This is a genomic window from Chroogloeocystis siderophila 5.2 s.c.1 (genome assembly GCF_001904655.1).
Taxonomy (GTDB): Bacteria; Cyanobacteriota; Cyanobacteriia; order Cyanobacteriales; family Chroococcidiopsidaceae; genus Chroogloeocystis; species Chroogloeocystis siderophila.
The window spans coordinates 330,431-350,357 of sequence record NZ_MRCC01000003.1 but is presented as its reverse complement, the minus strand read 5'-3'; the positions used below and the strand labels follow the sequence as shown (position 1 = coordinate 350,357).

Sequence of the window (19,927 nt, the reverse complement as noted above, 5' to 3'; positions counted from 1 at the left end):
TACCAAAATAAAATGTTAAGCATATTAAGTTTCGGAGCAATTTCTTTTAGCAGTTCACTCCAAAGATTATGCTTAAATATTTCCTGAGTAAGCTAGGCGACCAAAGAAAAAGAAAGCGAATTTTCTACGAACGGCTGACTGAACCACTTCATCTTAACTTGCTCTCAATTTTTATTGCTTTATTTGGTTCTTTTGAACAAAAAATTGAGTTTGACTTAGTTATTCGGCAGCAATACGCTTTTTGTCTCCTGCAAGCTGCCAAGTTTGCGCAATCTCTACAAATTCCGTCGATTACAGTCATTGAGTTTGGCGTGGCGGCAGGTGCAGGTTTACTTAATATTTGTGAGATATCAAAGAAAATAACGCAAGCAACCGGCGTTCAATTCCAAATATTTGGCTTTGATAGTGGTCAAGGATTACCAGCACCACGCGACTATCGAGATATTCCAGAGACTTTTAAAGAAGGCGATTACCCAATAGTCGATCGAGAAAAACTTTTACAAGCGCTGCCTGATAATGCGAAACTCATTATTGGCAATATTGCACAGACTGTACCTGAGTTTATTAAATCTGTTTCTCAAGAAAGTCCAATTGGTTTTATTGCCGTAGATGTAGATTATTACTGGTCTACTAAAGAATGTTTAAAAGTCTTACAGGGTGAAGCCGAAAAATATCTACCTATAACCTTAATTCATCTTGATGATATAGGTATACCTAGCTCAAATCCGTGGGTAGGAGAACTACTTGCAGTAAATGAATTTAATGCCGAAAATCATTATCGCAAAATTCATCCTTATACTTTTTTAAGAAATAAAAGAATATTTCAACGTACCAGTTGGATCGACTATGTTTTTGTCATGCACACTTTAGACCATAAATCGCGTAGTGTTGATACTGAAAAAACAAAAGTACGAGTGCTAAGTAATCCGTATCTATAATTGTTTTATTTGGACTGTGACGTTTCGTCTTTGCAAAATTATTTAGCAAAAGTAGATAGATTTTAGCTTCAGGAGTCAAAATGACACTTGAAGTTTTTTATGTTGCTATACTTAGATTCTGTGACTTAACACAATTGGTTTTTGCTTTGTTGATGAGGAAAATCAATATAAATTTCCCATTTTAGTCGCTTAATTGCAATGCCCGATTCTCAAATACTTAGTTTATGCTTATTTGCCTTTTTGGCTGGTTTAATCGACTCAATCGTTGGAGGTGGTGGTTTAATTCAGCTGCCAGCACTTTTAATTATATTACCCGATACAGCTTTACCATTACTGTTAGGAACTAATAAACTTGCTTCAATTGCAGGAACATTTGTTGCAGTTATTCGGTTTTCGCTGCAAATCAAGATGAATTTTGCGATTGTTACTATGGCTGCGATCGCTGCTTTTATCTTTTCTTTTATTGGCGCTAGAACTGTTAGTATTATCAATCCTAATCTTCTGCGTCCGCTAATTTTATTAATCCTCGTCGCTGTGGCTATCTACACATTTATCAAAAAAGATTTTGGTTCACAATATAAATTTGCTCAAGCTAAGACAAAGACGATAATTTATGCTGCTATTATTGGAGGTTCTATAGGTTTTTATGATGGTTTTTTAGGGCCTGGAACAGGAAGTTTTTTAATTTTCGCTTTTATTGGGTTTATCGGTTTTGATTTTTTGCGTGCTTCAGCCTCTGCAAAAGTTGTAAATTTTTGTACTAACTTAGCTGCATTAGTCTATTTTATTCCTAATGGTAACGTCATCTATAATCTTGCTATTCCTATGGCTATTTGTAATATTGGTGGAGCGATTATTGGTACTAAATTAGCTATTCTTAAAGGTAATAAATTTATTCGCACCTTATTTTTAATAATAGTTTCTACTTTGATAATTAAATTGGCTTATGATATAATACATACCTAAAATTCTTACAATATTGACTGCATAGCCCGTAAGAGTAGCTTCAGTGTTTGTCGATATGGCTTGTCTAAAAAACATTTTGACTCAATTTTTACGACAAACAAGCCGATTATCCTCGCTTTCCACGGCTATCCTTGGCTAATTTATCGTCTTACTTACGCCGTACGAATCACAAAAACCTCCACGTACGTGGATAGAAGGCACAACGACAACGCCTTTTGATATGGTGGTGATTTGGATCGCTTCCATCTTGTTGGAGGCGCGATCGCATCCCTGGGTTACAAAACGTTGGCGCACAGTTAAACAGATGATTCGCAATAAACTGATCGAACACAAGCAATACATCAATAAGTATGGCGACTTACCAGAAGTGCGCGATTGGACATGGCGCTACTAGTCGTTAGCCACGATCGCGGTATGATCTTCTGTACTGCTGTATAAAGTAGGCGATCGCCTGCATTGATCGACTACAAATGAGATCTCAGCCCAGCAAGTGGACTGAGATTTTTTGTTATTTTCAGCAAACATATTTGTTTGTGAACTCATCGCGAGTACCATAGTTGATGTTTCGTCTTAACGCTTATTCCCACATTGCCAACTTCTAAATGGTAAGACCTGTGATGGTAACAAATACAGCAATAATTACCTTGGAACAATGGTAGCAAGACTAGAAGTAACTGCAATCTCTATGATTGAAATTTAAGTAAAAAAAGGAACCAATAATGCAGACTGTACCTAATCATCAGGTAGAGAACCTACAGATAGAAGACGATCGGACAGGACTAAGTGTTGAATGCTTAAAGCGAGCTTTTTTAGATAATTTGTTCTACGTGCAAGGCAAGTTTCCCAAAATTGCCACAAAAAATGATTATTATATGGCGTTGGCGTATACCGTACGCGATCGCTTACTACAACGTTGGATTAATACTGCTGTCATATATACCGAAAGGGCTTCGCGCACAGTTTCTTACCTTTCGGCTGAGTTCCTCATGGGACCGCATCTTGGTAATAACTTAGTCAACTTAGGCATCTACGACCAAGTTAAACAAGCTGTTAGCGAACTCGGACTAGACTTAGAAGATCTCCTTGAACAAGAAGAAGAACCAGGACTTGGAAACGGCGGTTTAGGACGTTTAGCAGCTTGCTACCTTGATTCGATGGCAACGCTAGAGATTCCCTCCTTAGGCTATGGTATTCGCTACGAATTTGGTATTTTTGACCAAGATATCCGCGATGGCTGGCAAGTTGAAATTACCGACAAGTGGTTACACTGCGGTAATCCTTGGGAAATCGCGCGCCCTGAGTGGGAAGTCTACGTCAAATTAGGCGGACATACCGAAGCCTACACCGACGAACATGGACGCTATCGAGTCCGCTGGATTCCGTATCAAGTCGTTAAAGGTGTACCGCACGATACGCCAATCCTTGGATATAAAACGAATACCGCAAATACTCTGCGTTTGTGGACAGCCGAAGCCCCAGAATCGTTTGACTTTGGTGCATTTAACTCTGGCGACTACTTGGGTGCAGTACAAGCAAAAATGGTTTCGGAAAACCTCTCAAAAGTTCTTTATCCCAACGATGACTCGTCGCAAGGTAAGCGCCTGCGGTTAGCACAGCAAATCTTCTTTGTGTCGTGTTCGCTGCAAGATATGATTCGCATCGTCTTTCGCCAAAATGTGCCGTTAGAAAAGTTTCACGAAAAGTTCGTTGTACAACTCAACGATACGCATCCGGCGATCGCTGTTGCTGAGTTGATGCGGCTACTGATTGACGAACATGACATGGGCTGGGATCAAGCATGGAGTATTACGCAAAAATCGCTTGCCTATACCAACCATACATTACTACCCGAAGCACTCGAACGCTGGCCGATTAGCTTATTTAGAAGTTTGCTACCTCGGCACTTAGAAATTATCTATGAGATTAACTATCACTTTTTAGAAGAAGTTAAAGCCAAGTTTCCTGGAGATAGCGATCGCCTGCGGCGGATGTCGCTTATCGACGAATCCGGCGAAAAATACGTACGGATGGCGCATCTAGCGTGCGTTGGTAGCCATTCAATTAACGGTGTTGCGGCTTTACACACCAAACTTTTGCAGCAAGATGTCTTGCGCGACTTCTATCAAATGTACCCTGAGAAGTTCAACAACAAAACCAACGGCGTTACTCCCCGACGGTTTATGGTGTTGAGTAATCCGCGACTCACCAACTTGATTTCTAGCAAAATTGGTGATAGCTGGATTAAGCACTTAAAAGATCTCAAGAAGTTAGAAGCATTTGTAGACGATCCTGAGTTTTGTCATCAGTGGCGATCGATTAAGTCTGCGATTAAGCACGATTTAGTGGCATATATTCAAAAGCAAAACGGAATTAGTGTCAACCCAGACTCGATTTTCGATATTCAAGCAAAACGCTTCCACGAGTACAAGCGCCAGCATCTCAACGCACTCCACATCATCACACTGTACAACCGCATCAAAGCCAATCCTGATATCGACATTACGCCGCGTACATTTATCTTTGGTGGTAAAGCTGCGCCTGGCTACTACATGGCAAAGTTGATTATTAAGTTACTCAACTCGATTGCCGATGTTGTTAACAACGATCCAGACGTGCGCGATCGCCTAAAAGTTGTTTTCTTAAAAGACTACAGCGTTAAATTTGCCCAACGCGTTTATCCCGCTGCGGATTTATCCGAACAAATTTCGATGGCGGGTAAAGAGGCTTCGGGGACAGGTAACATGAAATTTGCCTTGAATGGGGCTTTAACAATTGGTACGCTTGATGGCGCTAACGTGGAAATACGTGACGAGGTCGGCGCAGAGAACTTCTTTATCTTTGGACTCACCGCGCCTGAGGTTTACGCACTCAAAGCCAGAGGCTACCGTCCGCTAGATTATTACCACAGCAATCGCGAACTCAAAGCCGTCATTGATCGCATTGCATCAGGACACTTCTCGCATGGCGACACTCAGCTGTTCAAGCCTTTGCTAGATTCGCTGTTGCATCGCGATGAGTATCTACTATTTGCCGACTATCAAGCTTACATTGATTGTCAGGACAATGTGAGTCAAGTGTACCGCGATCGCGATCGCTGGACGCGGATGTCCATTTTAAACGTAGCACGGATGGGTAAATTCTCCTCAGACCGTTCGATCCGCGACTACTGTCAAGACATTTGGAATATCCAGTCTGTACCCATTGAACTTGGCGAGTGTATCCAAGCAAAGGAGAATATGCGACCAATTACTATGTAAGAGGGGTCAGGGATCAGAGGTTAGCGGTCAAGAGTGTACGATCGATAAAGTTAATTCAAAACTCACGCACTAGTCACTAACCACTCTTTCACTTACCCCTCACTCCTCACTAAGATATCTCGAAACCACTTTTCAAAGCGATCGCCTAATGCTGTTAAAGAAAATTCTGTTTCGGCTTGTTGACGACAAGTGTAACGGTCAATTTCTTTGATGCGGGTGATCGCATTTACTAACCCCATCACACTATCAGGTTCTACCAAAAATCCCGTTTTACCATCTTGCACAATTTCAGCAGGACCACCGCGACGATAAGATATCACAGGAACACCACACGCTAGCGCTTCAATCGCAACATTTCCAAAAGCTTCTACCCAACGCGGAGTCATCAATAACGCTTGACATTGACGAAGTTGCTGCTGCATTTCGGATGTTGAAAGAAAGCCTAAATATTCTATTGGCGCATCAGGATAAGCCGCACAAACTTGTTTCCAATAAGCTTCATCTTGTATTTTCCCCATAATCTTTAAGGGAATGTGCGTCATGTTCGCCGCAGCTACTGCATCTTCTAAGCCTTTTTCTGGGGCAATTCTGCCTAGCCAGGCTAAACACTTTTGTGGTTGCGCGCAAAACTCATACAATGATAAATCAATTCCACTTCCTAAACACGGACATTCATAATTCAGCGCAAACGTTTGTGCTTGCGATGCGGTGTAAAAGCCAATCGTCCCAAAAAAGCGATCTGCTGTTTGTTTGATAATGCGATCCATCGCGTCATAAAGCGATCCCATACTGACAAAGTGTGCAATCGGACGGCTAAAAAACGGTGTGAGGTAAAAAGGCAACCAATCGTAAGCAAAATTTACAATTAAATCATACTCAGCTTGTACTTGCCGCGCATACTCCCACATATTTGCCAATACCGAGTCCCCAGGTATCACAACCGGATCGCCACGTTCCTGACTTTGAGCAATAATCTGTAACTCGCCAGGAATTTGTACAATATCAGGCAACGATTCAAAATACGAGCCCTTCGGTGCAACAATTTGCACCTGATGCCCGCGTCGCCGCATTTCTTGAGCAATATTGTATAGGCTTAATTCCACTCCGCCACCAAGTCCAGTACCTAGTGGTCCAACGGAAGTAGAAACAAATAATAGTTTTAGCAATTCGCGCGGAGAATTTTATTTTAATGGAAAATCGCTGATTCGGTTGAAACCGCAGCTACTTATCGTATCTTCTTTTTTAGTCTACGAAGGTGGACAGGGTTTGTTAAGCCGTGACTTTAGTCGCTAGGCTTATTAAGGTTCTGAGTCTTCAATTGATAAAGAAACAGGTACAGTAGTTGTTTCTAATTCTTCTGTCACCGCAGAGATTTTACCACTAATTCCCAAAGCTTCGCGCTGATTAATTAGGTAAATGCTAATCAAAGTTAAACTAACACCAGCCCATTGTAGAGGGCTAAGAACTTCACCAAGTAAGAGATTACCAAATAATAAAGCAAAAACAGGCGTCAGAAAAGTTAATGAACTCAAGCTTGTAAGGTTTCCGCTAGAGGCAAAGTAAAAGAATAAACCATAAGCGATCGCACTTCCAAATATTGTCGAATACCCCAGCGCCATCCAGCCGGATAAATCGATATTGCCCCACTGCTGTGACTCTATCGCACTACTCAATGCAAATAATGGCAATCCTCCTAAAATCATATGCCACCCTGTTGCCACGACTGGGTCAGCATAGCGACTGACATAACGAATAATTACGGTTCCCACCGCCATCGACAGCGCAGCGAGTAGCATTAACCATTCACCACTTTCAAATAAGGAAGCGAAAGTAAGATTAACAGAACTTGCCGTACCTAAAAACCATTCGTCTGGTAAACCAATCAACCCAATTCCCACAATACCAATACACAATCCAAGCCAGCCCCACACCCCGATGCTTTCGCCAAATAACCAACACGATAGCAAAGCCACAGCAATCGGCTGCGAATCAATCATCACTGAACCCAACCCCGCACTCGTGCGCACTAACCCCTCAGCAAGGAAGCCTTGAAACAGCGTGCCATCGACAAGCGCAAAAATGCTAATCCACAACCACGCTTGCCAACTTTGAGGCTGCGGTTTACGCATAATCGCACTTGCTGCTAATACTAAAATTCCGGCAGGCACTAACCGCACTCCTGCCATAAACAGCGCTGTCGTATGCGGGATGACTCCTTTCATTGCTACCATTGCGGTTCCCCACAAAAAAAATGGTGCAATTAATAAAAGTGACGCGAAGGGAAGTCGAGATTCAGTTAGTTTGATTTGCATGCAATTGCTAACCGCTGAAATAACACAATACTTCTGATTGTAATCAATTATGTATTTTCATGAAGACAACCCAGACACGGGTAAAAAAAATTAAGATGAGTGTAGATTTCTAAGTACAGCATAGGTCAAGGATCGAAAGGGTTGATATGAATTGACTCAAATCGATTGAGCCCTCTGACCTCTGACCCCTCGATATTAATTTACTCAAATCAGTTTAGACTGCTCATGGTGTGGCCTTTTAAGCCGTCGTTTCGGAAACAAATTGCACGAATTGAAATTACAGGGGCGATCGCTAGTGCAACCCGCAAGCGAGTCCTCGACGCCCTCAAAACAGTAGAAGAGAAACGTTTTCCTGCTTTACTTCTACGCATTGATAGCCCAGGGGGAACAGTTGGCGATTCCCAAGAAATTTACAGTGCCTTAAAGCGCCTGCGCGACAAGATTAAGATTGTTGCTAGCTTTGGCAATATTTCGGCTTCTGGTGGCGTGTACATTGGTATGGGCGCACAACATATCATGGCGAACCCTGGCACCATTACCGGAAGTATTGGTGTAATTCTCCGAGGCAATAATCTCGAACGCCTCCTGCAAAAAGTTGGGGTGTCGTTTAAGGTCGTTAAGTCAGGTCCTTATAAAGATATTTTGGCATTCGACCGCGAATTAACTCAACCGGAAGAAAATATATTACAAGAATTAATCGATACAAGCTACATCCAATTCGTGCAAACTGTTGCCGAGGGGCGGAACTTGTCAGTAGAGACTGTAAAAAGTTTTGCTGATGGTCGGATCTTTACAGGACAGCAAGCATTAGAATTAGGCGTGGTAGACCGTCTCGGTACAGAAGAAGATGCCCGTCGTTGGGCAGCAGAACTTGTAGGGCTAGATCCAGAGAAAACTTTGTGTTACACGTTAGAAGAACGCAAGCCATTGCTGACACGGCTAATTTCAGGAGATAGTCAAATCTCGTCCTGCATATCATCTGGAATCGATTGGGTAGAGTTTGATCTTTCTACTAATGGTCTACCGTTATGGTTGTATAGACCATAATATTGGCAATGACGATCGCGCGACAGCAGCGACAAGCAAGTGTAAAAGGAGATTCAGCGTGGAGTGGCAAGTTCGAGCAATTCGCGGTGCAACAACGGTTTCAGAAAATACCTACGAGGCAATCCGAGAAGCCGTGTTAGAACTACTAGCAGAAATTGAAGCACGAAACCAACTCGAACCTAGTCAGATTATTAGTGCGACATTCTCAGTCACCCGCGATCTCGATGTTGTCTTTCCCGCAGCGATCGCCCGCGAACGTCCGTGTTGGGATAATGTCCCGATGCTCGATGTACAGCAAATGCACGTAGAGCGCAGTTTACAACGGTGTGTCCGCTTACTACTCCACGTTAATCTCCCCGTTTCCCACACCCAGATTTATCACACTTATTTGCGTGGGGCGAAATCCTTACGCCCCGACTGGAATTTATCCCCAAACAGGGGGAGCCACTCTTGTGCGGAGATGTCCTCCTTTGAGAGAAGTGGCGTTGAGGGAATTTTGAATGTTTAATTTATCGTAGCGTGGGTGTCGTACCTGCGGAAAATAATATTTAACGTACCCAAAAATAAACGATAGTGAGTGTCAACACAGTTAGCGGTAAGCCAAACCGCAAGTGTTCCCAAAACGTGAGTTTATAACCTAATCTTGCGGCTGCTTCTGCTGTAATTAAATTAGCTACAGCACCAAATAACGATAAATTTCCGGCTAAAGTTGCTCCCGCTGCTAGCATCAACCATGAGCGCATATCTTCTCGCGAAATCAACGGTTCAATCAAAAGCACTGCGGGAACATTAGAGATGAGATTTGATAAAATTGCGGTGACTCCGAGTAGTCCGGCAGGATCGTTTACCCAAGTGGTGAATGGGGCTAGCAAATCCAGTTTTTGCGTACCCCGCGTCAAAATAAATAAGCCGGAAAACATCACGAGTAAATTCCAGTCGATTTCGTTAAGAACGCGTTCGGGTTTCAACCGCCGTGTAATCAATAATAAAGCCGCAGCAACTAACGCCGCCTCAGCCAGCGGAACACCTAAGACAAAACTTGTCAATAGCGCTAAGGTAATAACAACGCTTTTGATAAATAGCGGTCGATATATGCGATAACTAACTTGCGTTGCTTCACCAGGAACCGCTTGCAGTGAACGCACTTCAGGGTAGTACCACCACAGTAGAGCGATTTGCAAACACAATCCTACCACCGCCACCGGCGCAAGAACGCGAGCAAATTCGACATAACCGATCCCCGAAAACGAACCAATCAAGATATTTTGCGGATTCCCGCTAATTGTGGCAACCGAACCAATATTTGTAGCCGCAGCCAAAGCTAATAAGTAAGGAATCGGATTGAGTTTCAGCGTCTGTGTGAGCGAAAGAGTTAAGGGTGTAAAGACGAGTGCTAACGTGTCGTTAAGTAGAAATGCCGAAAGAAATCCGCTGCCAAACGTTAAAACAACTAATAAACCAAAAGGACTGCGCGTCAAGTGTAAAAGAAACGCCAGCGCGACTTGAAAGAAACCTGCATAAGCAAGATTCGCGTTAACGATCATCATACTTAGCAGGAAAACAATCGTTTTCGGGTCAATCGCCTGCCATGCTTCAGCAAGACTTAGTACACCCAAGGCAATAAGAACCGCAGAACCGACAAGCGCGATCGTCGCCCGATTCATGCGTAACCCTGGAAAGTAACCCAAACCCAAGCCTAAGTAGGTTAAGGCGATCGCACCAATGCTGGCGTATTGCAAAAAAATCACCACAGATCAAAAGCCGCCACGAGGCTAGCAGTGAGTGAAAATACACGTAAGTTCAAGCTTGGTCATGTGGGTAATTGGTAATGGGTAAGAATATGTGTCTTTTACTTCAACTAACTTTTAACCCTGATCTCCGACCTCTGACCTCTATTTTTATGATGGTGTAAGCGAATACCGATAAACACGTCATAAACAAAATTCCAGAAATCTTTTCTTGCTTGTAAGATGCCTAAAGTTTGCGGAGAACCTTTCGCATCAAGCAGCGGCTTAGTCGCATAGTAAGCGGGTTGATAATTATACCAGGGAATTGAAGGCCATAGATGGTGAATTAAGTGATAGTTTTGCCCCATAATTAGTAGATTCAAGATGCGATTAGGGTAAACGCGGGCATTTTTCCAGCGATCGCGCGATTCATGGGGACGATGAGGGAAATAATCAAAGAATAATCCTAAAGCGAGGCCCACAACCGCAGAAGGAATAAACCAAAAATTCAGGATGTAACCCAAGAAATGGTACTGAATCGAAACCCAAAAGATGGCGACAACAATCAAACGACCGATAAACCATTCTAGCAACTCATAATTGCGCCACAGTTGCCGTTTGAAGAAAAATATCTCGTGATATAGAAATCGAGCATTAATCAACCACAGCGGACCTGCGGTAGAAACAAAATAATCAGGATCGTTTTCAGGATCATTGACATGGGCGTGATGCTGCAAATGTACTCGCGTAAAGACAGGAAAGGAAAACGCTAACATCAACGCACTACCATGCCCTAAAATTGCGTTAATTGTGCGGTTACGGTGGGCAGATTGATGACAAGCATCGTGAATGACTGTACCCGCAATGTGTAAAGCCAGCACATTCGTTGTAAAGCAGCACCAGTGCGGCCATTCCCACAGCCAGTAGCCTAAATTAGACAAGACTAGCATGATGACTGCGGTTAAAAACATTGTGACTGTAATGTTTAGACCCCCTGGCGCAATTAAAAACTCCTTGGGGACTGTCATTGGCTTTTGTGCCTCTGACATGAGCATCTGTTAACTCCTTTTGCAGAAGGTATTGAGTAGTGTATGATACGGCTATCTCAATATTAAAGTTTTGTATAGCAGAAGTCATAGAATTTTGAATTTTAGAATGAAAAAAGCTCCTCGGCGCAGGTGCTAAGCATTCACGGGTAGCAATTATGAAGGCGATCAACGACGAGGTTGATTAGATGAAATATGATCGGGTAAGCATTTTGCTTGCCTGTAGTGCTACACAGTCGAGTTGTCACCCAGCAAAATTGCAGAAAAACTGACTGCTGCTTTTACAGCAGTAACAGAGGCAAGATAAGATTTGATTGTCGAAATGAACTATATCATTCCAAAGTAACTCTTAAGGTTCAATTTATTATCTTTTAGTTAATAACAAAAAAGCGCTCTTCTTCTTCATTAATCAGGAATAGCCTCAATGCAACTACCAGGTTCCTCCCCACGTCGGACGAAAATTGTCGCCACCATTGGTCCAGCCACTAGCCAGCCCGAAGTACTACGTGCGTTGATTGAAGCAGGCGCTACGACCCTACGGCTTAATTTCTCACATGGTACTCATGCCGATCATCAACGTAGCGTCCGTCTAATTCGCCAAATCGCCTTTGAACTCGATCAACCCGTAGCTATTCTGCAAGATTTACAAGGACCAAAAATTCGCTTAGGACGATTTGAAACTGGTTCTGTCGTCGTGTGCAAAGGAGATGTATTTACTCTCACGAGCCAGCCAATTGTTGGTACACAGCATAAAAGTTGCGTGACTTACGATAACCTAGCACAAGAAGTTCCTGTCGGTGCGACAATTCTCCTCGATGATGGTCGAGTTGAAATGGTCGTTAAAGAAGTTGATCGCATCGCCCAAGAGTTGCATTGTCGCGTTGTTGTAGGTGGGGTACTTTCTAACAACAAAGGAGTCAATTTTCCAGGCGTCTATTTATCAATCAAGGCACTGACAGAAAAAGACCGTGAAGATTTAATGTTCGGTCTCGATCAAGGTGTGGATTGGGTAGCACTGTCGTTTGTGCGTAACCCGCAAGACGTTTTAGAAGTGAAAGACCTGATTTCCAGTACAGGAAAGCAAGTACCAGTCGTTGCCAAAATCGAAAAGCATGAAGCGATCGAACAAATGGAAGCGATCTTGGCTTTATGCGATGGCGTTATGGTTGCCAGAGGCGATTTGGGCGTAGAACTTCCCGCTGAAGATGTTCCTATCTTACAAAAGCGCTTGATTGCGACGGCAAACCGCTTGGGTATTCCAATTATTACAGCGACACAGATGTTAGACAGCATGGTACACAGTCCGCGACCAACTCGCGCGGAAGTTTCTGACGTTGCCAACGCGATCTTAGATGGTACCGATGCTGTAATGCTTTCTAACGAAACTGCTGTAGGTAAGTATCCGGTGGAAGCTGTCGCAACAATGGCACGAATTGCGGTCAGAATCGAGCAAGAACAAGGTTTAGCTGCAAATCCACACAAAATTAAAGATACCCGCCATTCAATTCCCAATGCGATTAGCCAAGCCGTAGGTCAAATTGCGGAACAGTTGGAAGCTTCAGCAATTATGACGCTGACAAAAACCGGTTCGACTGCGCGTAACGTTTCTAAGTTTCGTCCAGCAACACCAATACTCGCGATTACACCACACGTCGAGATTGCGCGACAATTGCAACTGGTATGGGGTGTTAAACCCTTGTTACTCCTAGATTTAGCTTCGACAAATCAGACGTTTCAAGCTGCATTGAATGTTGCTCAGGAAAAGCAATTACTCAAACAAGGCGATTTAGTCGTGATGACTGCTGGAACTCTTCAAGGTGTTTCGGGTTCTACCGATCTCATCAAAGTTGAAGTCGTCAAAGCAATTCTCGGTCGCGGTCATGGCATTGGACAAGGTTCAGTGAGTGGACGCGCCCGCGTGGCATATGACCCAATGGATGTTGGTAAGTTTAATCCTGGAGAAATTCTCGTTGCATCGAGTACGAATGCTAATTATGTTGAAGCAATTCGTAAAGCTGCTGCGATTATTATCGAGGAAGAAAGTTCGACGTGTCATGCCGCAGTGATTGGACAATGCTTGAATGTCCCAGTGATTGTTGGTGTTAAACAAGCTACAGAAGTCATTCGCGATGGAGCAATCTTAACGTTGGATGTTCATCGGGGATTGATTTATTCTGGAGTTGTTTAAATCGATTGATACAAAGTAAAATAAAATCCCACTTTCCGGCCGAAGAATGGCAAGATCAATAAGTACGGCGACTAACGTCACAGCTTAACAAACAAAATCCACTGACGTGGATTAACACAAGAATAAGCGTTGTAAAGACTTGTGAAGACAGGTTTTGCCTTTATCGCTGCGGTTGAAACCGCTAAGGTTTTTTTCTTCTATGCCGGAACATCACAAATCAATTGCTCAACATTACCACGATCGCACTAAATATCACCCTGAAACGATCACCGCTAAAAGTCAAGGGCTGGATTGGAATAAGCAACCAGTCCCGTTTAAAGATTACAAAATTGGCACAAGCTATGACTTAAAGCCTTACATCCAAGAAGAAAATCTTGCCTTTTCCGATGAACCTGTCGCCTTGTGGTGGCGACGATTATCGCGACTCTTATTTTGCAGCTATGGGCTAACGGCGAAATTGCCTAGCATGATGAACCCGATTTATTTACGGGCTGCACCTTCGGCGGGTGGTTTGTATCCAGCTGAAGTTTATCTGATTTCGCGCGGAACACCGTTACTTCCAGCAGGATTGTATAGTTACCAACCACAGACACACTCCTTGATTCACTTTTGGGAAAATGATGTTTGGCAATCGTTGCAAACCGCTTGTTTTGCACACTCTGCATTAGAGAAAACCAATTTAGCGATTGTCACCACAGCCGTTTTTTATCGCTCAGCATGGCGCTATCAAGACCGCGCGTATCGGCGTATATTTCTGGATACAGGTCACTTGTTGGGAAATATTGAGTTAGCCTGTGCGTTGAATGATTATCGGGCGCATTTGATCGGTGGTTTTGCCGATGAAATTGTTAATCAATTACTTTACCTCGATGCACAACAAGAAGGCGCGATCGCGGTTGTCGCTTTAGCCGATTTACTTGATGTCCAACAAAATTTTTCCGTGGGAATTACCGCTTTACCTTCTACTACGCAAACAAATTATCCTCATATACCTGATGGCGAACTTTTAGGTTACTGTCACCGTGCAACGCAAATTGAACCTGACGCGGAGGCAGATAGTTCTGAAGTTACGCCCACTACCTCGCTAGAAGATAAGTACAACTTTCCCTTCTGTCTTAAGGTTCCTACTGCAACTGCGCCCATCGACTGGGGCTTAAATCTTGAAGGATTAGAACGCACAATTCTTCGGCGACGTTCAACACGGGCTTACAGTGGTGCGGATTTAACTGTAGATGAACTTAAGGCGTTACTTGATTTTACGTATCAACCGCAAAATTACATCGAACAAGGTTTAGATGAAGCTCCTGATTACTTTGACTTAAATTTAATCGAAACCTTCGTTGCTGTCTCAGGAGTCAGTGGATTAGAAGAAGGCTGCTATTACTACGCACCAAAAGCGCAAGAATTGCGACAAATTCGTTTTAAAAACTTCCGCCGCGAGTTACATTACCTCTGTTTAGGGCAAGAACTCGGTCGCGATGCTGCTGCTGTATTATTTCACACCGCAGACTTAAAAACCGCAGTTACTCAGTACGGCGATCGCGTTTACCGCTATTTGCATATGGATGCTGGACATCTAGGACAAAGATTAAATTTAGCAGCAATTTATCTCAACCTAGGTGTGAGTGGCATTGGTGGCTTTTTTGATGATCTCGTTAATGAAGTCTTAGGAATTCCTGCTGAAGAAGCCGTCATTTATATTACAACAATCGGACGGCAACGATAACAAATTAGCTTAGACGTATAGAGATTACTAAATAAAGCAATCACATAAATTAAATTAATAGCTTAGAGCATTGGCGCAAAAAGACAATGACACAAGCACTTGAACAACGCACCTATACACCTGAAGAGTATCTTAACTTCGAGGTTAACTCGGATGAGAGACACGAATACATTAATCAAGAAATTATTCCAATGACTGATGGTACTCCTGCACATAATGAAATTGCTAGCATTCTCAATGCTGCTTTAAGAGGAAGTTTGAAAGGTAAACCTTATAGTATCTTTGTTGCCGATCAGCGACTATGGATTTCTGAGGTAATCTCTACACTTATCCTGATGTTATGGTTGTACCCCGTCCATTGCAACTACAAACAGGACGCAACGATACTATTACCAATCCCGTAATGATTGCTGAAGTTTTATCTAAATCAACACAAGATTACGATCGCGGCGAAAAGTTTGTTGCCTACCGCACCATTGATAGTTTCTGCGAATATTTACTAATCAATCAATACAGCATTCATGTTGAACACTATATCAAGACTGCGGCGCATCAATGGCTACTTTCAGAATACGAAGATCCCAAACGCTATCTTTTAGTGCTTTTGATTTTCAAATTCAAATTGCTGAAATTTATGAAAACATCGATTTGAATGCTTGAGATTATGATGTTTACTGAAAATTATAGCAGGGAGCAGAAGTCAGAATTAAAAGCTAGTTGAAGCAGCAGTTTGCGTTGCGTGCGGAGGTTTCCTCTGTTAAGCAAACTTTACAAGATAATAGTTCTGAGCTTCCATCATATCCTAATCCTATTGACCACTACTATAGATTAAGCTCTAGAGCAATTTGAGTTACTTATTAACAATATTCCTATTACCAATTACTTATCACCAAGCCACACAAACAATTTAAATATTTAGACAAATTAAATAAACTACTTTCCAATACAAAACCGACTAAAAATCCGATCAAGAACGGACTCGGTAACTTCTTCTCCGGTAATTTCTCCTAAAGCTTGAATCGCCCCTCGCAAATCAATCGTCCAAAAATCTAAAGGTAATTGCTGTTTGATTGTGGTTTGTACTTGTTCTAAAGAAGCTTTGGCACGGGTAAGCGCAGCGGCTTGGCGCTGATTAATTGCTAAGTCGGTATCGGCTGAGTGAACTTTTCCGGTTTGGACTGTCGTTAAAATAACTTGTTCCAAATTTTCAATACCTTGATTTTTAGCAGCCGCAGTTGTTACGACATAACTGATATCGTCTGGATAGTTTACGGCTTCTGCTGAAGCTAAGTCAGTTTTATTAACAACTAAGATCAACGGACGATGTTGTACTTTTTGATAAATTTCTGCATCCGCCGCAGTCCAACCCGCAGCAGCATCAATAGTCAGCAATACTAAATCAGCCGCAGCAGCACTAGTAAGTGATCGCTCAACGCCAATTTTCTCTACCTGATCTTCCGTAGCGCGAATGCCAGCAGTGTCTAACACTTGTATTGGAATACCACCAACGACTAACTGCGACTCAACAACATCACGCGTTGTCCCTGGTAAATCAGTCACGATCGCGCGATCGCTGCGACTCCACGCATTGAGTAAACTTGATTTTCCCACATTCGGACGCCCGACAATTGCAACTTTTAAGCCACTCCGCAACAGTTCACCGCGATCTGCTGTTGCTAATATTTTTGTTACTTGTGCTAAAACTTCTGCAAGTTGTGATACTATTTCATTACAATCCAAAGGTGGCAAGTCCTCCTCAAAATCGATACGGGCTTCAATTTCTGCGAGAATATCTAAACATCTCGCGCGCAAATCGCGAATCGGATGCGCTAGTTTACCCTGCAACCCAGCTAACGCAGTTTGAGCAGCTTGTGGCGATCGTGCTCCCACTAAATCAGCAATGCTTTCGGCTTGAGTTAGGTCGAGTCTGCCATTGAGAAAGGCGCGTAAGGTAAATTCTCCAGGTTGCGCGAGTTTTGCTCCTTGTACTAAACACAACTGTAATACCTGCTGCACCGCCATAATACCACCATGACAATGGAACTCTACAACGTCTTCACGTGTATAAGATCGCGGTGCTTGCATAACCAGTAGAAGTGCTTCATCGACAACTTGTTTTGTTTGGGGATCGCGGATATAACCATAGAGAATACGGTGTGATTCCCAAACTTGTCTCCCAGGGGCTTGAAATAAAGCTTGGGCAATCGCCAGGCTTTGTGTACCAGATACCCGCACAATACCTACACTGCCTTGTTGTGGCACAATAGCAGTTGCGATCGCCGCGATCGTTGTTCCTAATCGCTCGTATGTCACGCTTTTGTTGAACCTAAGTTCTTTGAACTATTTTAGGAGAGGTTGGAGGTCAGAGATCGGAGATTAGGGAATTTGTCTTGATAGTTTGTAATCTGCTGTTGAAATGACACGCCTAATGTTGAATATTGCGCAAATTTTAGCACAAGAGTTATCATTAAAGCCTTTCCAAGTCGAAAACGCACTTGAATTATTTGCCGAAGGTGCGACAATTCCTTTTATTGCGCGTTACCGCAAAGAACGCACTGGCGAGATGAATGAAGTCCAACTGCGCGACTTAGCGGAAAGGTACACGTATTTAACAGAATTAGAAGCAAGAAAGACAACAGTTTTAGATGCGATCGCTTCCGCTGGCAAACTCACAGATGAACTAAAACACAAAATCGAAACCTGTCTGCAAAAAACCGAATTAGAAGACTTATATCTTCCGTATCGACCAAAACGCCGGACAAAAGCAACGATCGCGCGAGAAAAGGGGTTAGAACCACTAGCACAACATATTAAATCTTTAAATTCACGAAATGCAGCGATCGCTTCGCTAGAAAAAGTCGCAGTAGATTATATTTCTGAGGAAAAAGACGTCAAAACGGTTGCAGAAGCGTTAAGCGGTGCAGGAGATATTTTAGCCGAAGAAGTTTCCGAGAAAGCAGATTTACGCGCATATATTAGAGATTATCTCCTTCAAAACGGCGTATTTAAATCTCAAATCAAAAAGGAGTATCCTGAAGAAACCACTAAGTTTGAAACTTACCGAGATTTTACTGTTAGTGTGAAAGCGATCGCCCCGCATAGTCTCCTAGCACTCCTACGCGGTGAAAATGAAAAAGTACTAAATTTGGAACTTGCTTTCGATGAATCCGAGGTTCTCGCGACTTTAGCCGCACAAGAAATCAAAACTAAAGTTCCCGAAATTCGGGAATTTTATCGCGCAATGCTCAAAGATGCATTTAACCGCTTGATGAAAGCTTCCTTAATCGGTGAAGTCATTGCCCAAAAGAAAGCCGAAGCTGATATTGAATCGATTAAAACGTTTGAAACAAATTTAAGAGAATTACTACTATCGCCACCAGCAGGAATGAAACCCACACTCGCAATTGATCCTGGATTTCGTACTGGGTGTAAAGTTGCTGTGTTAGACGAGACAGGAAAGTTTTTAGAATATCAAGCGATTTTTCCTCATGCTTCAGCAAACGAGGAATCGCAAGCTGCAAATACACTTAAAAAGTTAATCGAAAAATATAAAATTGAACTCATTGCAATTGGTAACGGTACAGCTAGCCGTGAAACCGATGAATTTGTGTCAGAAGTGTTAGCAACAATCGAACGCAAGCCAATTAAAGTTATCGTCAATGAGTCAGGTGCATCGATCTACTCAGCGAGTCAAGTTGCGCTTGCAGAATTTCCCGATCTTGATGTTACTGTACGCGGTGCAATTAGTATCGGTCGCCGCTTGCAAGACCCTTTAGCCGAATTAGTAAAAATTGATCCCAAGTCAATCGGTGTTGGACAATATCAACACGATGTCGATCAAAAATTACTTAAAAAGAAGCTTGATGAAACCGTAGAAAGCTGTGTTAACTACGTTGGTGTAGATTTGAATACTGCTTCTAAAGAGTTATTAACTTTTGTCGCGGGGATTAGTGCAACAGTTGCTAATAATATTGTTGCCTATCGCAATCAAAATGGTGCTTTTAAACAGCGCCGCGAGTTATTGAAAGTTCCTAAGCTAGGACCAAAAGCTTTTGAGCAAGCTGCGGGTTTTTTGCGAATTCGTGGTGGGGAAAATCCTTTAGATAATACCGCTGTTCATCCTGAAAGTTACGGTGTTGTCGAAGCGATCGCCGCAGATTTAAACGTATCTCCTGTAAATATTACTCAAAGCGCTCAAAAGCTCAAATCAATTTCATTGAAAAAATATGTAACCGCGACCATTGGCGAACCTACACTACGCGACATCATTAACGAATTAGAAAAACCAGGAAGAGATCCGCGTGCCGAATTTAAGTACGCTACTTTCAAACAAGGAATTAAAGAAATTACCGATCTCAAGGTTGGTATGGAACTAGAAGGTATCGTGACAAACGTTGCTAACTTTGGTGCTTTCGTAGATATTGGTGTTCACGAAAATGGTTTAGTTCATATTTCTCAACTATCCGAGCGTTTTGTCAGCGATCCTAAACAAATTGTGAAAGTCGGGCAAATTGTGCGCGTGAAAGTTTTAGACGTTAACGAAAAACAAAAACGGATTAGTTTATCAATGAAAGCAATCAAGAGTAATACTCATATCAAAAATCCGGTTGATTAGTTGTATAGCAGTCGAAGGTATAGTTAGGACATCGAACACGCTAAGTTGATAGTTGACAGTTGACAAAGTCTTCCCACACTCTCTTCACTGTCAACTGATCTCTCC

The 19,927-nt window shown here is 42.6% G+C and carries 18 protein-coding genes; 12 read left to right on the top strand and 6 right to left on the bottom strand.

Annotated features, from left to right (window positions below):
• Nucleotides 1–68 precede the first annotated feature (68 nt).
• From NIES1031_RS04935 to NIES1031_RS25935, 4 genes are all read left to right on the top strand, one after another.
• On the top strand, nucleotides 69–938 hold the full coding sequence (locus tag NIES1031_RS04935) for a hypothetical protein (RefSeq protein WP_073548369.1): 870 nt from the start codon (nucleotides 69–71) through the stop codon (nucleotides 936–938).
• A 198-nt stretch (nucleotides 939–1,136) separates the two neighbouring features.
• On the top strand, nucleotides 1,137–1,904 hold the full coding sequence (locus NIES1031_RS04930; protein ID WP_073548368.1) for a TSUP family transporter: 768 nt from the start codon (nucleotides 1,137–1,139) through the stop codon (nucleotides 1,902–1,904).
• Nucleotides 1,905–1,964: 60 nt separating this feature from the next.
• Nucleotides 1,965–2,123, top strand: a complete 159-nt coding sequence (locus NIES1031_RS26305; protein ID WP_407919481.1) for a phosphoketolase family protein — start codon at nucleotides 1,965–1,967, stop codon at nucleotides 2,121–2,123.
• A gap of 1 nt (nucleotide 2,124) precedes the next feature.
• Complete coding sequence (locus NIES1031_RS25935; RefSeq protein WP_218596670.1) at nucleotides 2,125–2,298, top strand: hypothetical protein; 174 nt, start codon at nucleotides 2,125–2,127, stop codon at nucleotides 2,296–2,298.
• Here NIES1031_RS25935 and NIES1031_RS24730 read toward each other — a convergent pair.
• Entirely contained in the window at nucleotides 2,295–2,447 is a 153-nt protein-coding gene (locus NIES1031_RS24730) for a hypothetical protein (RefSeq protein WP_218596666.1), read from the bottom strand. The two genes, NIES1031_RS25935 and NIES1031_RS24730, sit on opposite strands and share 4 nt — an antisense overlap.
• A gap of 176 nt (nucleotides 2,448–2,623) precedes the next feature.
• Between NIES1031_RS24730 and NIES1031_RS04920 the strand changes: the two genes are divergently transcribed.
• Nucleotides 2,624–5,161: a glycogen/starch/alpha-glucan phosphorylase gene (locus tag NIES1031_RS04920; RefSeq protein WP_073548367.1), complete on the top strand. Its 2,538-nt coding sequence runs from the start codon at nucleotides 2,624–2,626 to the stop codon at nucleotides 5,159–5,161.
• A gap of 92 nt (nucleotides 5,162–5,253) precedes the next feature.
• Here the strand turns inward: NIES1031_RS04920 and NIES1031_RS04915 are convergent, their stop codons facing one another.
• Nucleotides 5,254–6,327: a glycosyltransferase family 4 protein gene (locus tag NIES1031_RS04915; protein WP_073548366.1), complete on the bottom strand. Its 1,074-nt coding sequence runs from the start codon at nucleotides 6,325–6,327 to the stop codon at nucleotides 5,254–5,256.
• 132 nt (nucleotides 6,328–6,459) lie between these two features.
• Nucleotides 6,460–7,473 (bottom strand): DMT family transporter, encoded by a 1,014-nt coding sequence (locus NIES1031_RS04910; RefSeq protein ID WP_073548365.1) that lies wholly within the window; start codon nucleotides 7,471–7,473, stop codon nucleotides 6,460–6,462.
• Nucleotides 7,474–7,698: 225 nt separating this feature from the next.
• Between NIES1031_RS04910 and sppA the strand changes: the two genes are divergently transcribed.
• Nucleotides 7,699–8,520 carry a signal peptide peptidase SppA gene (sppA, locus tag NIES1031_RS04905; protein ID WP_015187037.1) on the top strand — a complete coding sequence of 274 codons (822 nt, stop codon included), beginning with the start codon at nucleotides 7,699–7,701 and terminating at the stop codon, nucleotides 8,518–8,520.
• A gap of 58 nt (nucleotides 8,521–8,578) precedes the next feature.
• Entirely contained in the window at nucleotides 8,579–9,028 is a 450-nt protein-coding gene (gene aroH / locus NIES1031_RS04900; protein WP_073548364.1) for a chorismate mutase, read from the top strand.
• A 40-nt stretch (nucleotides 9,029–9,068) separates the two neighbouring features.
• Here aroH and NIES1031_RS04895 read toward each other — a convergent pair whose 3' ends face one another.
• Entirely contained in the window at nucleotides 9,069–10,271 is a 1,203-nt protein-coding gene (locus NIES1031_RS04895; RefSeq protein WP_084544251.1) for an anion transporter, read from the bottom strand.
• 107 nt (nucleotides 10,272–10,378) lie between these two features.
• Nucleotides 10,379–11,296 carry a beta-carotene hydroxylase gene (gene crtR / locus NIES1031_RS04890; RefSeq protein WP_218596669.1) on the bottom strand — a complete coding sequence of 306 codons (918 nt, stop codon included), beginning with the start codon at nucleotides 11,294–11,296 and terminating at the stop codon, nucleotides 10,379–10,381.
• 421 nt (nucleotides 11,297–11,717) lie between these two features.
• Between crtR and pyk the strand changes: the two genes are divergently transcribed.
• The 4 genes from pyk (at nucleotide 11,718) to NIES1031_RS26210 (ending at nucleotide 15,859) form a co-directional block, all read left to right on the top strand.
• Complete coding sequence (pyk, locus tag NIES1031_RS04885; protein WP_073548362.1) at nucleotides 11,718–13,481, top strand: pyruvate kinase; 1,764 nt, start codon at nucleotides 11,718–11,720, stop codon at nucleotides 13,479–13,481.
• 199 nt (nucleotides 13,482–13,680) lie between these two features.
• Nucleotides 13,681–15,207 (top strand): SagB/ThcOx family dehydrogenase, encoded by a 1,527-nt coding sequence (locus NIES1031_RS04880; RefSeq protein WP_073548361.1) that lies wholly within the window; start codon nucleotides 13,681–13,683, stop codon nucleotides 15,205–15,207.
• A gap of 86 nt (nucleotides 15,208–15,293) precedes the next feature.
• Nucleotides 15,294–15,611 (top strand): Uma2 family endonuclease, encoded by a 318-nt coding sequence (locus NIES1031_RS26215; RefSeq protein ID WP_330219942.1) that lies wholly within the window; start codon nucleotides 15,294–15,296, stop codon nucleotides 15,609–15,611.
• Complete coding sequence (locus NIES1031_RS26210; RefSeq protein ID WP_330219941.1) at nucleotides 15,548–15,859, top strand: Uma2 family endonuclease; 312 nt, start codon at nucleotides 15,548–15,550, stop codon at nucleotides 15,857–15,859. Before NIES1031_RS26215 ends, NIES1031_RS26210 begins: the two co-directional genes overlap by 64 nt.
• A 281-nt stretch (nucleotides 15,860–16,140) precedes the next feature.
• Here NIES1031_RS26210 and mnmE read toward each other — a convergent pair whose 3' ends face one another.
• Nucleotides 16,141–17,520 (bottom strand): tRNA uridine-5-carboxymethylaminomethyl(34) synthesis GTPase MnmE, encoded by a 1,380-nt coding sequence (gene mnmE, locus NIES1031_RS04870; RefSeq protein WP_073548360.1) that lies wholly within the window; start codon nucleotides 17,518–17,520, stop codon nucleotides 16,141–16,143.
• A gap of 115 nt (nucleotides 17,521–17,635) precedes the next feature.
• Here mnmE and NIES1031_RS04865 point away from each other — a divergent pair, with 115 nt between their 5' ends.
• A complete protein-coding gene (locus tag NIES1031_RS04865; RefSeq protein WP_073548359.1) occupies nucleotides 17,636–19,822 on the top strand; it encodes a Tex family protein in 2,187 nt (728 codons plus the stop codon).
• Nucleotides 19,823–19,927: the final 105 nt, after the last annotated feature.

Excerpts from the sequence above, each read along its gene's own strand:
- NIES1031_RS04935 (WP_073548369.1), top strand. The coding sequence starts at position 69 with ATGCTTAAATATTTCCTGAGTAAGCTAGGCGACCAAAGAAAAAGAAAG.
- NIES1031_RS04930 (WP_073548368.1), top strand. The coding sequence starts at position 1,137 with ATGCCCGATTCTCAAATACTTAGTTTATGCTTATTTGCCTTTTTGGCT.
- NIES1031_RS25935 (WP_218596670.1), top strand. The coding sequence starts at position 2,125 with ATGGTGGTGATTTGGATCGCTTCCATCTTGTTGGAGGCGCGATCGCAT.
- NIES1031_RS24730 (WP_218596666.1), bottom strand. The coding sequence starts at position 2,447 with ATGAGTTCACAAACAAATATGTTTGCTGAAAATAACAAAAAATCTCAG.
- NIES1031_RS04920 (WP_073548367.1), top strand. The coding sequence starts at position 2,624 with ATGCAGACTGTACCTAATCATCAGGTAGAGAACCTACAGATAGAAGAC.
- NIES1031_RS04910 (WP_073548365.1), bottom strand. The coding sequence starts at position 7,473 with ATGCAAATCAAACTAACTGAATCTCGACTTCCCTTCGCGTCACTTTTA.
- sppA (WP_015187037.1), top strand. The coding sequence starts at position 7,699 with ATGGTGTGGCCTTTTAAGCCGTCGTTTCGGAAACAAATTGCACGAATT.
- crtR (WP_218596669.1), bottom strand. The coding sequence starts at position 11,296 with ATGTCAGAGGCACAAAAGCCAATGACAGTCCCCAAGGAGTTTTTAATT.
- pyk (WP_073548362.1), top strand. The coding sequence starts at position 11,718 with ATGCAACTACCAGGTTCCTCCCCACGTCGGACGAAAATTGTCGCCACC.
- NIES1031_RS04880 (WP_073548361.1), top strand. The coding sequence starts at position 13,681 with ATGCCGGAACATCACAAATCAATTGCTCAACATTACCACGATCGCACT.
- NIES1031_RS26215 (WP_330219942.1), top strand. The coding sequence starts at position 15,294 with ATGACACAAGCACTTGAACAACGCACCTATACACCTGAAGAGTATCTT.
- NIES1031_RS26210 (WP_330219941.1), top strand. The coding sequence starts at position 15,548 with ATGGTTGTACCCCGTCCATTGCAACTACAAACAGGACGCAACGATACT.
- NIES1031_RS04865 (WP_073548359.1), top strand. The coding sequence starts at position 17,636 with ATGTTGAATATTGCGCAAATTTTAGCACAAGAGTTATCATTAAAGCCT.